The sequence below is a fragment of the Niastella sp. genome, from assembly GCF_045805085.1.
Classification (GTDB): domain Bacteria; phylum Bacteroidota; class Bacteroidia; order Chitinophagales; family Chitinophagaceae; genus Niastella.
In genome coordinates this window covers 1-11,787 of the sequence record NZ_JBJMLX010000201.1, presented here as the reverse complement: position 1 = coordinate 11,787, position 11,787 = coordinate 1, and the positions used below count along the sequence as shown (strand labels likewise).

Sequence of the window (11,787 nt, the reverse complement as noted above, 5' to 3'; positions counted from 1 at the left end):
GCAGCTCATTCAAAATACGTTCTGCATAGTGTGCGCCGAGTATAAACCCTGTTCCCTTTTCCAAATGCGCTCCATAACTGCTAAGGTGCACCACCTGTTTTATACCCGATTGCTGAATGGCCATCGCATAATTGTTGCCAATGCGGCTACAATATGCAACGTGATCCAACTCGGTAAACCTGGGCGGTATCATAGCAAATACGGCATCAGCACCGGTAAAGGTTTGCACCAGAAAATCGACATTTTCCAATGAACCAATGGCGGCTATGGCGCCGAGTGCTTCAATGTTTTTTTGTTTTTCCGGATTGCTGCTGATTACTGTAACCTGATGGCCTTTTTGTACCAACTCTGTTGCAAGTGGCTTACCGATATTTCCTAATGAACCTGTTACTACAACTTTCATAATTACTGGCTTTTGTTTTCAGAATAAATTCAATAGCACAAAGCTCGGCGCCCTTAAATTTATTGCTGTAGCCAAATCTCTGGTTGTTGTAGCCATATATTTACTGCTCCATAAAACAGATCAGTTGAAGGCCTGCCGGAATTCCAATGGAGAAAGATTTGTTTTACTCTTGAATAATTTACTGAACGACTGGGAATGTTCAAATCCCAGTTCCCAGGCTATTTCGCTTACCGACAAACTGGTTGTTGATAATTTTTCCTTTGCCTTTTCAATCAGCTTGTCGTGTATATGCTGCTGGGTGCTTTGCCCGGTGAGCGTTTTCAATAATACACTTAAATAATTGGGCGATATATTCAATGCGCCGGCAATGTGTTGAACAGTGGGCAACCCGTTCCTTTGTATCTCATCGCTGTTAAACCAGGTAGTAAGAATATCTTCCAGCCGTTCCAAAACTCTATGATTAGCAATTTTACGGGTTATGAATTGACGATGGTAAAAACGCTCACCATATGTGAGTAGTAATTCAAGATGGCCAATGATCACATCCTGACTGAACTGATCGATATTGGAGCGGTACTCCTGCTCAATATTTTGGATAATACTTACAATGGTAGCCTCTTCCTTTTCCGACAAATGCAACGCCTCATTTACTGAATATCCAAAATATTCATATTGCTTTATTTTTCGCGCCAAAGGCGTACGCCATAAAAAATCGGGATGAATGAGTAACAGCCAGCCCGAATGTATATGCGGTTTTCCTTCCCTTGCCTCAATCTTTAATACCTGGCCGGGCGCCATAAAACTCAAAATGCCTGTATTGAAATCATACTCCAGCTGGCCGTATTTCATTTTGCCATCCGTTGTTTTTTTCAATGCAATGGAATAATAACCTATTACTATATGTTTCGGGTCAGCTCCAGGAGAGCACCTTATTAATTCAAACGGGATCACGCTGATCAATGGATGTTCCGGTTGGGGGATCTCCATGAGCTTATGATATTCTGATATGGTTTTAACGCTATGCGGTTGTACGCTTTTCATATGATAAAGAAATTATTTTTATTGAAACCCTGCAATGTGATGTAACCGGGCTGGGTTATATATATTCCCATCTTTTATTACAGTAACTACTTTTCTGACATTGCTGATGTTTTGCAAAGGATTGCCATCCGTTATAATAATATCCGCATTTTTACCCGGGGAGATCGACCCGGAAATCTTTTCCATATTCATTACCCTGGCAGGCACAATAGTAGCCGTTTGTAACGCCTGTACAGGTGTTAAACCGCTTTCGACATACAATTCCATTTCCCTGTAAACGCTAAAGCCAGGAAAGCCCATATCTGTTCCTGCAACAATAGTAATACTATCGGTGTATAAATGATATACGATCTGTTTAAAATTTTTCATGAATAACCTGCCCCGTTCAACCAATGAATCGGTAGCAGCGCCTGTGTTGATGAATAATGGTTTTAATGGCTGTGGTAACGAAGCAAATGCTGGTTCCAGTTTTGTGATACTGTCTTTTATTGAACGAAATATCATTTCATATACTCCTAACGTTGGATCGATCACTACATGGTGCGCCTTCAGAAAATTGAATACAGCCACATTTCCGGTATCAGAAAAATCTATTAAACCATCCTTGTTTTTCTTCAGTGCAGCATTAACAAAAGTAATATGGTTCACCTGGTCCATGCCTGAATCAATTCCTTGTTGTAAGGTCACTCCAATAGGAATATGACCGGTTACCAGTAAGCCCAACCGGTGTGCCTCGGCGCATATTTTTTTTATGATCTCAGGTTTTACGGAGCTATATATTTTTATTTGCTGAAAACCATTTTCTTTATATCGTTGAACAACATTTATGGCTTCTTCTCTTGTATTTGCCCGAATAACGCCCAGGGCATAGGGGCCATTACCATCAATAATACCTGCTTTCAGAATATGAGGACCAATACCATTTCCTTTATCAATCGCCTGTTGTACTGCATTGATATATTCAAACTCATTGCCGCAATCTCTTACGGTGGTTACACCGGCGGCCAGGTAAGCGGGGCCCCATTCTGCCTGCTCAAAATGGGCATGCATATCCCATAATCCTGGCAAAACTGTTTTGCCTTTTGCATTAATTACGTAGGCGTCGGAAGGAACTGTTACATTGTTTGCAGCTCCAACTTTTGTTATTTTCCCATTTTTAACCAAAACAACGCCGTTGCTGATAGATTGATTATTCTCCACATCTAATATGGTACCACCGGTTATGGCAATCACGTCATGTTTTTCGTACGAGGGATTTGCGTTTGCTGTAAATAAACGCATGCCATGTGCAGCCGCTTTATTGATCAGCACAGGTAACAGTGATTCATAGGGTTCCAGCATCATTTCCAGCTTATCACCTTCTGCATCATTGGTAATTAAACAAAACAATTGTCCGTTCGCATCTGTCCATAGAAATTCATTACCCCATACTAATCCGCTGATCACATAGCGATCCAGTACCAGGGAATTATTGTTAAAGAGTAAGGTGTCGGCTCCGTCTTTTTTAATTTGCACCTTGCCTGATGGCAGTATATTTACCGTAGCGGGCTCATGGTGTTTTTTCCAGTATTGCAATAACAACATTTGTGTGGTGCCGGGGGAGTAACCTGCTATTGGAAATCTTATGGCGGGTAACGATTGACTTATTATTGAATTATCAACTTTTATCTCGGCTTTGTTTTGATGAATAACCACTGAATCATTTATGGCAGAAATCCTTGAAGTTTTGCCATTTATTGTAAAAGCAACCGGCTCAAATTCTGTCGTTAGCAGCATTTTTGCTTTTAAAGGAACTGGTGTTCCCCTGTCGACGAATTTAAAATCTATTGTATATGTAATGATATCGCCATGCTTCGTTACAGAATATGTTTCCTTACCAATATTCTGTGCAAACTTATGTAGCAAAAAGGTGCAGCTGTCTGGCAACTGAGCATGTGTAAAATTTATGCCGGTCAATAAGGAGAGGATAAAGGTGATCTTTTTCATTAATAAAGATTAGGTTTAAAGAAAGGAGGTAAACTTAAAATATTATTTTGATCAGGGAATGCAAAATGGAGGATTTTTATACACCCTGGAAAGACAGGAACGGTTAGCAATTTTCAATAAGCATTTCCTCCTGCATTATATTACCTTAGCCTAAACCATCACTATGCCTGCTTCTCCCGCTCAAAAATTGAAGATAAAAGAGGGCTTCTCCCTGCGCACTATCAACGCGCCTGCTGATTTTAAAAAGGAGCTTGGTCCCCTACCCGATGAGGTGTCCGTTTCGCCTACGGCGAAGCACTACCAGCAAATTCACTGGTTCATCCTTAATAAAGCCCAGCTCGATAAAGAACTTTCCAAAGTAATGCCCCTGGTAACAGCCGACGTGCTTTGCTGGTGTTACTATCCAAAGGGCACTTCTTCCCTGCAAACCGACCTCACCCGCGACAAGGGTTGGGAAAACCTGCTGAAACAGCCGCATGTCCGCTCGATCACGCTTGTATCTTTTAACGATACCTGGTCAGCTTTTGCTTTTCGCCTGGAAACGGAAACCGGCAAAAGGAAAGATCCCAAACCCACTGAGCGGCCCATCCTTGAATACATAGACCCGAAAAATAAGACCGTCCGTCTGCCGGATGACCTGCAGGCACTGCTCTCTAAAAACAAAAAAGCCAGTTCGTTTTTTGAGTCCCTTTCATTCACCAACAAAAAGGAATATGTGGAATGGGTTGTTACCGCCAAACGCGCCGAAACCCGGCAGGAACGGGTTACCGGTACCCTCGACCGGTTATTGAAGGGCTGGAAAAATCCGCGGAATATCTAAGCTGGAACGATTACTGTTGGCGGCTGGCTCCATGAAGGCAAGACAGGTCACTTGCAAGTGATCTGTGGTTTAATATCAATATTTTACCCTTTCAGTCAATTCGCGTCTGAGTCGTTTTTTTAGCTTATTCAAAATGCCATATAATACAAGAGGGGCGACCCATTTACCAATAAATGAATTCCTGCGTTTTTGGCGGGCAAGATTAAACATCAATGCTGACATGGCGCCTGCCGATAACCAAAGAAACAGATTGGATGGCTGTTTAGATGTGCGTGCTTTTATGTTCCTGGCAGTATTGCCTATTTTATTTTGTCGCTGTTGTATTCTATATGCAGTTTCCATAAATTGTTATTTTCAGTTTGCTCTTACTAAAAGGCTGTAAAACTTATGCCACTACAGGTATAATTATTTCAGGGAATTGGGTGCTTTCCCATAGCTTTTAAAGAAAGACCGCCTCCAAATCGCTTCGGGACGGTCTTTCATTTAACATACTACATTTAATGTGTCGCTGCAGTACCGTGATGGTCTCTTCGGTGATGGTTTCTTCTTTCAGTAGTCGGAACCGGCTTCGTCATTAACGCGGCACCGATTTCAAGAATACCTAAGATTAAGTGAGGCTGCCAGATATAATCGGCAAAACCAAATAACCACGGCGAAGCGGCCAGTATGGCACCACCAGCGATGTCAAGCATAAGGTGTGTACGCATTGAGATAGCGGGTGTTGCTCCCAGCTCATAATCGGTTAATAAGCTGTACAGAATTATACCAGCGCCTAATATTACGGGCACCCATGTTTCGGCTTCACCCCTTGCAAAACCAAATATCCACGGCGCCGCAATAAGCAGCACACCCATGATATAGTCTAAATATCCATGGGTTTTTGTCTCTATCACTCTCATAGTTCAAACAATTTGGTTGAATTATAAAATGTGCATAACCTATGCCACCAGCATTCAACCGATAATGAATAAGATAGTTTTGGGGAGTGTAGAGCGATATACGCGATTTTTTATATAGCGTGTCCATGGGTCGGTTTGCCTCCTAATTTATTCCCGGCTTTTTTCTTCCTCGTCAACTGGTCAACTCGTCAACTCTTCAACTGGTCAACTTACCTCAATTCCACCCTTTTACCCGTGCTAACCGATTTGTAAATAGCATCTATTTTCTTTAGATCACGCACGCCTTCTTCCCCATCAACCGGTACAACAGGTTGTTTACCATCCAGGATAATACCCGCCATTTCATCCATCTGCACGGTTTGATGCGTGATATGCGGTTGTGTTAATTCGCCTTTGTTGGTACGCCCTTTAATAGGGCCGTAACCGGTGGCAGGTTGTAATTCGGCAAAACCTTTCTCCGCATTTAAAAAGAAGCGATCGAGATTATTCATATTATAAGTACTTAAACAGGAAGCCACGGCCCCGCTGGGAAAACCCAGTTGAAACTGGATGGTCTCATCTACGCCCGGTTTAAACTTTTGCGGATTGGTTTTGGTTTCCTCGGCTGTTACCCAAATCGGTTCTTCCCCGATCATATAACGCGCACCATTAATAGAATAAATGCCGATATCCATCATGGAACCACCGCCGGACAATGCTTTGTTCAACCGCCACTGCGTGGGATCGCCAATGGTGAAGCCGCTCAGCCCCTGGAAGAACAGGATTTTACCCAACTCGCCATCTTTACGCATCCTGATGATCTCAAGGGTCTTTGGTTCAAAATGCATGCGATAGCCCACCAGCAGTTTTACGTTGGCCTTTTTGCAGGCGTCTACCATCTCCTGCCCTTCCTTTGCATTCAACGCCATCGGCTTTTCACAAATAACATGCTTTCCCGCTTTGGCGGCGCGAATAACATTGTCGTGGTGCAGGCCGTTAGGGGTGGTCACATACACCACATCGATCTCCGGGTTGTCTTTTATGGTATCGAAGGTCTCGTAGCTGTAACAGTTCTTTTCAGGAATATTGTATTTCGTTTGCCAGTTGGTGATCTTGGCGGGTGTGCCACTCACCACTCCTGTAAGGCGGGCCCGTTTACAATCTTTCATAGCTTCCGCCACGCGGGTGCCATAACTACCCAGGCCCATAATAGCTACGCGTAAGGGTGGACCATCATCTGTTTTTGTATCGGCATATTCCATACTGGAAATGGCCTCGGGCGACAGCAATGGAAACGCAATTACCGAAGCCGCCAGCTTTTGCAGAAAGTTTCGACGGGAATTCATACAGGCAAGTTTTTTTTAAATTTAAGTAACAATGAGTTACCGCAGCATTATTTATGCCACCAACATTTTTACCAATTGTGATGATTGTTTGCCAGTAACGGTAAGCTTGTGCCGGTGTTGCTGTCAGTATTTTCCGCTCATCCTTAAAATAGTTGTTTTTCGTAACCTGTTACGCCCTGCATTTCCCTTTGATCACTACAGCGAAAACCCCGTTGCTCGTTTTTCCCACATTACCACTGCTATACTTTAACAGCAGTGAAAAAAAGAGAATTAGTACACTTGGTATATGAACCCGGGCAAACTGCTTTTGCTGATCTGTTTTGCAGTCACATGTATCACTACAACCGCTATGAGTCAATCCACCGATACTACGGTGGTAAGAAGGTCTTATTTTACCCGGCACATCCAGGGCAATATTTTGTTAGATGGCATTCCCAACGAAGACGCCTGGAATTCGGTTGCGTGGACCGGTGACTTTACCCAATGGCAACCCAACGAAGGCAAGGCGCCCCACCAGCCTACCGAATTCAAGATCCTGTATGATGAAAAATACCTGTATATCGCCTATCATTGTATTGATAAGTATCCGGACTCTATTATAAAATGGATGGACCGCCGAGACCAGTTTCCCGGCGATTGGGTGGAGATAAACATCGACAGTTATCACGACCAGCGTACCGCCTTTTCTTTTACGCTATCGGTATCGGGCGTACGCGGCGATGAATTTGTTTCGAATAATGGTAATAACTGGGATGTGAACTGGAACCCCATCTGGTTTTCAAAAACCCATATTGATAAAACCGGGTGGACGGCCGAAGTAAAGATTCCGTTCAGCCAGCTGCGTTATGGCAATGAGGTGGATAAAACCTGGGGCATACAGGTAACCCGGCGCATTTTTCGCAAGGAAGAAAGATCCTGCTGGCAATACATCCCTCAAAACTCCGGCGTTTGGGTAAGCCGTTTTGGCGAACTGAAAGGTTTGAAAAATATTCCCATGCACCGCCAGGTAGAAATTGCGCCTTATGTAACCATCCAGGCCGATAAATACAAAAAGGAAGTGGGCAATCCGTTTGCCAAAGGGTTCGACAGAAAAGTAACCGGCGGGGTCGATGGCAAGTATGCCGTTACCAACGACCTCATTCTCGACTTTACCGTAAACCCCGATTTCGGGCAGGTGGAAGCCGATCCCTCCCAGGTACGTATCGATGGCTTTCAGAATTTCTTTGAAGAACGCCGGCCTTTCTTTATGGAAAGCCGGAATATTTTCGATTACCAGTTAACCGGTTCCGAAGCGGGTGGCGATTACGACTCCGATCTGCTTTTTTACTCGCGGCGCATCGGCAGTTCACCGCATCACACGCCCGATACAAGCGACAATGAACACCTGAAAATGCCGCAAAACACGTCCATCCTTGGGGCAGCCAAATTCAGCGGCAAAACCCGCAAAGGCTGGAGCATTGGTGTACTGGAAAGTATTACCCAACAGGAAATGGCCACCATCGATAAGAACGGGGAGAGAAGAAAGGAATTGGTAGAACCGTTGACCAGCTATTTTGTAGGCAGATTGCAAAAAGATATCGATAGCGGCCAAACCATTTTTGGCGGCATTATAACCGCAGTAAACCGCGATGGCGGTCTGAACGACCTGTTACACCACCAGGCCTATTCCGGCGGGCTCGATTTCTTTCATACCTGGAAGAACCGCACCTGGTACATCCGCGGTAATATGGTCTTTAGCGAGGTGCAGGGTACGAAGGAAGCCATCCTGAATACCCAAACCGCCTTTGAACACCTGTTTCAACGCACCGACGCCCGCAACCTGGCGGTAGACAGCAACCGCACGGCGCTTACCGGATCCGGCGGCACCTTCCGCTTTGGAAAAATAGGTGGTAAATCGGGCAGGCATGGCCGCCTGTTTAAATTTGAAACAGGCTTTACACTGCGCTCCCCCGAACTTGAACTGAACGATATCGGCTTTATGCTCACCGCCAATGAGATCAATCATTTTACCTGGGCGGGTTTTCACTGGCCCAAATCGTTCCTGTTCTTCCGCTGGGCCAGGTTGAATTACAACCACTGGTCGCGGTGGGATTACAGCGGCAAATTCATGAACCAGGCCTTTAATTTCAATTCACATGCTTCCTTTAAAAATAACTGGCAGGTAGGTACCGGCAGCACCGCCACCGTGTACGATGTTTCAAACAATGCGTTACGCGGCACAACGGCCATGCGCAATCCCGGTAATATTTCACATAATGCGTATATAAATACCGATTTTAGAAAGAAAATAGCAGCTTACCTGAGCATCTCCAACCAATGGGGATTTGGCAATACCATAAAGAATAATAACGTAGAACTCACCCTGTACTATCAACCCATGAATTCCCTGCGGCTTAGTATTGCCGGTAACTATTCCTATTACTGGCGCCGCCAGGATCAGTTTGTAGATAACGTTTCATATAACAACACTACCCGTACCATTGTGAGTGAAGTAAAACAACACACCCTTCGTTTTACCGGCCGGTTAACGTATAACATTACACCCGATCTTACTTTGCAATATTACGGACAACCATACATTAACAGGCCTGTATACAATCATTTTGCTTATGTAGCAAATCCCATGGCCAAAAATTACAACGACCGTTTTCATCCGCTCAGTAATGGCGAAGTAAAAGAAGTGAATGGCGGGTACCAGGTAGATGAACAAAAAGATGGCATTGTAGATTACACCTTCGATAAACCCGATTTTAACTTTGTACAGTTCCGATCCAACTTTGTAATGCGCTGGGAATATAAACGCGGCTCAGAACTCTACCTGGTGTGGTCGCAAAGCAATACGCCCGACGCCAATGTTGACCTGGATAACAAGGTAGGCATTTCAAAAAGTTTATGGCAGAACGCGTTTGATCATAATGCTGCGAGAAATATCTTTCTCGTAAAGTGGACCTATCGATTCCTGAAGTAACCCCTGAACGCCGAAAGCCTAACGAAGGTTGTAACCAGCGTTAGGCTTTCGTATTTTCATGGCTATGATCTACTAAGCAACTGCCACTCTTGTGTATTGATCAGTTGCACCAGCTTCTTTCAACTTTTTCCTTCTTTGGTAGAAATAATAAGATGCAATAGCTAAAGCCAGTGGCAATGCCATAAATAGCCAGTCAGGTTTGCCAATGGCCAATATGGAATAAGTAGCACCGATGAGATCGAAGAATAATCCGGCATAAGCCCATTCTTTCAGGCGGGGAAAACCTGGTACCAGAATAGCGATCACGCCTAACAATTTGGCTACACCTATAAAGGGTACAAAAAAAGTAGGGTAACCCAATTCAACATGCATGCCTTGTATGGCTATGGGTTGACTAAGGATATCAGGTATAGCAGAACCCAGCATCAGGAAAGCAAATAAACCGTTGAACACCCAGTAGAAAATGTTAGTCTTTTTCATAACAATGTGATTTAGTAGTTGAGTATTTGTTTTTTGTTTTGTTGAAACAAAGCTATCATCAAAAAACAGCTTCAACGGGGTGTGTTACGGACAATTTAAGGGGTGGTTTGCGACTTATTGCTCCATGCCCGATTTACCAGCATAGTGTGTTCTTCCCTGGGAATCGAGCACCAACGCACCCGAAAATGAAAGCGCCGTATTCTTGGTGTCGAATTGCCATTTATCTGCACCGGTAATAGCATTATAAGCATGAAAATAACCCAAATATCCGCCGCCACTATTATAAACAACGCCATCGGCAACCGTAGCATTGCCACTATTAGGATAGATGTTTTTACTCCATGCCGGCGTTCCGTTTGAAGTATTTACTGCATAAAAGTTGCCATCATCTCCGGATATATACAGCAGTCCGTTTGAGACGGTCGGACTACTCGAAAATCCAATCTTTTTAAGGGATTCCCAAATTAGTGTTCCGGTACTGGCATTTACCGCATATAAACTTCCACCAACCCAACCGGCAATATATACAACCCCATTAGCGACCGTTGGACTTGATTGTTCCAGGGAGAAGCCTGCAGAATATTTCCACACAAGACCGCCGTCTGTCGCATTTACTGCATACAGGTAACCATCACGGCTACCAAAATATACTTTTCCATCTACTACAGCCTGCCCTGATCCATTGAGCATATCGCCGGTAGTATAACTCCAAACAAACTGTCCGGTTTTTGCATTCAATGCATACTCTTTGCTGTCTGAGCAACCAAAATAAACGATCCCGTTCACTACCGTTGCACCGGTACTGATATTACCATGGGTATTATACCGCCATTTTTCTGCACCGGTTTGCGCATCCAGCGCATAAAAAATAGCATCATTGCAACCAACATATATTGTCTTATCATCGAGCGTAACAGGCGCTTCGATCCCGGTTGAACCCGTCAGGAATTTCCAAAGTATTTTTCCGGTCACTGCATGAAACGCGTACACATAATTGTCGATACCACCAACGTATACAACGCTATCTTTGAAAGTGGCTGTTGAATAAGAAAACGGCTTGGTGCTGGTAAAATCCCATTTTAACGCACCGGTAAGCGCATCCAGCGCATAGAATTTATTATTATCTCCACCAACAAACACCCGGTTGCGAATTGGCATGCGGGTAACAACCACTACATATTTCCTCTTACTGGTATCCTCAGCCTGTACCGTGTAAACGACAGGTTTTGTAAAATCCTGTTCTTCGCCACTGGCAGGTGTTAAAATAACCCCGCTAAAGGTAAGGGAGGGTGTTAAATGCGAAAGATCGGTTCCAAAAGGTACGCCAACCAGGATACTGTCGGCTTTAATGGAAACAGACATATCCGCTATATCCAGCACCGCCCCATTGGGACCTTTTACAGAAAAAGAGGTAATTATTTTAGTTGAGTCTTTGGGTTTTGTCGGCGGCGGAGACGGAGGATTATCATCGCCTTTTTTACAGGAGCCCATCAAATTCAGCAAGCCCGATAAAAGGATAAAGCCTCCGATAAGGGTAACAAAGGACCGGTAATTCTTCATAAGGTAACGCGTATGGTTTAAAGGTATATAAAAAGAAAAAGTCATCTATCAACAAAATTGACTGATGACTTTTTTCCCTTGGCAAATATAGCGAACGGTTCTTATTAAAACAACAACCGCACCTTAATTGTATCCTTCACCTCTTTTAACAACTGCATAGCCGTATTCGACAATTTCTTGTCAATATCCAGCACCACATACCCTATTTCATCGTTTGTTTTCAGGTACTGGCCCAGGATGTTGATCTTGTTGTTTGCCAGGGTGGTATTGATGGCCGATAACACACCCGGTACATTGCGGTGAAT

Annotated in this window: 9 protein-coding genes and 1 pseudogene; 2 read left to right on the top strand and 8 right to left on the bottom strand. The window is 44.0% G+C overall.

Annotated elements, in window-relative coordinates:
- From ACJ751_RS10395 to ACJ751_RS10385, 3 genes are all read right to left on the bottom strand, one after another.
- On the bottom strand, positions 1–403 hold a 403-nt coding region (locus tag ACJ751_RS10395; RefSeq protein WP_407745425.1), incomplete at its 3' end, for an SDR family NAD(P)-dependent oxidoreductase.
- Positions 404–523: 120 nt separating this feature from the next.
- Positions 524–1,444 (bottom strand): helix-turn-helix domain-containing protein, encoded by a 921-nt coding sequence (locus ACJ751_RS10390; protein WP_407745424.1) that lies wholly within the window; start codon positions 1,442–1,444, stop codon positions 524–526.
- Positions 1,445–1,462: 18 nt separating this feature from the next.
- Positions 1,463–3,430 (bottom strand): amidohydrolase family protein, encoded by a 1,968-nt coding sequence (locus ACJ751_RS10385; RefSeq protein ID WP_407745423.1) that lies wholly within the window; start codon positions 3,428–3,430, stop codon positions 1,463–1,465.
- A gap of 163 nt (positions 3,431–3,593) precedes the next feature.
- Between ACJ751_RS10385 and ACJ751_RS10380 the strand changes: the two genes are divergently transcribed.
- On the top strand, positions 3,594–4,250 hold the full coding sequence (locus tag ACJ751_RS10380) for a YdeI/OmpD-associated family protein (RefSeq protein WP_407745422.1): 657 nt from the start codon (positions 3,594–3,596) through the stop codon (positions 4,248–4,250).
- A 497-nt stretch (positions 4,251–4,747) separates the two neighbouring features.
- Here the strand turns inward: ACJ751_RS10380 and ACJ751_RS10375 are convergent, their stop codons facing one another.
- Positions 4,748–5,149 carry an SPW repeat protein gene (locus tag ACJ751_RS10375; RefSeq protein ID WP_407745421.1) on the bottom strand — a complete coding sequence of 134 codons (402 nt, stop codon included), beginning with the start codon at positions 5,147–5,149 and terminating at the stop codon, positions 4,748–4,750.
- A 209-nt stretch (positions 5,150–5,358) separates the two neighbouring features.
- A complete protein-coding gene (locus ACJ751_RS10370; RefSeq protein WP_407745420.1) occupies positions 5,359–6,474 on the bottom strand; it encodes a Gfo/Idh/MocA family protein in 1,116 nt (371 codons plus the stop codon).
- A gap of 349 nt (positions 6,475–6,823) precedes the next feature.
- On the opposite strand from ACJ751_RS10370, the gene ACJ751_RS10365 reads away from it, so the two are divergent.
- A complete protein-coding gene (locus ACJ751_RS10365) occupies positions 6,824–9,442 on the top strand; it encodes a DUF5916 domain-containing protein (RefSeq protein WP_407745419.1) in 2,619 nt (872 codons plus the stop codon).
- A gap of 72 nt (positions 9,443–9,514) precedes the next feature.
- On the opposite strand, the gene ACJ751_RS10360 is transcribed toward ACJ751_RS10365, so the two are convergent.
- The 3 genes and pseudogenes from ACJ751_RS10360 to ACJ751_RS10350 all read right to left on the bottom strand — a co-directional run.
- Positions 9,515–9,922, bottom strand: coding sequence for a DoxX family protein (locus tag ACJ751_RS10360; protein ID WP_407745418.1), 408 nt, complete (start codon positions 9,920–9,922; stop codon positions 9,515–9,517).
- Positions 9,923–10,036: 114 nt separating this feature from the next.
- Positions 10,037–11,482 carry a PQQ-binding-like beta-propeller repeat protein gene (locus tag ACJ751_RS10355; protein WP_407745417.1) on the bottom strand — a complete coding sequence of 482 codons (1,446 nt, stop codon included), beginning with the start codon at positions 11,480–11,482 and terminating at the stop codon, positions 10,037–10,039.
- A 104-nt stretch (positions 11,483–11,586) separates the two neighbouring features.
- Positions 11,587–11,787: pseudogene (locus ACJ751_RS10350) on the bottom strand (phosphoglycerate dehydrogenase); the annotation flags it as partial.

Bases quoted from the DNA above. Each gene is read 5' to 3' on its own strand.
- ACJ751_RS10390 (WP_407745424.1), bottom strand. From the start codon at position 1,444: ATGAAAAGCGTACAACCGCATAGCGTTAAAACCATATCAGAATATCAT.
- ACJ751_RS10385 (WP_407745423.1), bottom strand. From the start codon at position 3,430: ATGAAAAAGATCACCTTTATCCTCTCCTTATTGACCGGCATAAATTTT.
- ACJ751_RS10380 (WP_407745422.1), top strand. From the start codon at position 3,594: ATGCCTGCTTCTCCCGCTCAAAAATTGAAGATAAAAGAGGGCTTCTCC.
- ACJ751_RS10375 (WP_407745421.1), bottom strand. From the start codon at position 5,149: ATGAGAGTGATAGAGACAAAAACCCATGGATATTTAGACTATATCATG.
- ACJ751_RS10370 (WP_407745420.1), bottom strand. From the start codon at position 6,474: ATGAATTCCCGTCGAAACTTTCTGCAAAAGCTGGCGGCTTCGGTAATT.
- ACJ751_RS10365 (WP_407745419.1), top strand. From the start codon at position 6,824: ATGAGTCAATCCACCGATACTACGGTGGTAAGAAGGTCTTATTTTACC.
- ACJ751_RS10360 (WP_407745418.1), bottom strand. From the start codon at position 9,922: ATGAAAAAGACTAACATTTTCTACTGGGTGTTCAACGGTTTATTTGCT.
- ACJ751_RS10355 (WP_407745417.1), bottom strand. From the start codon at position 11,482: ATGAAGAATTACCGGTCCTTTGTTACCCTTATCGGAGGCTTTATCCTT.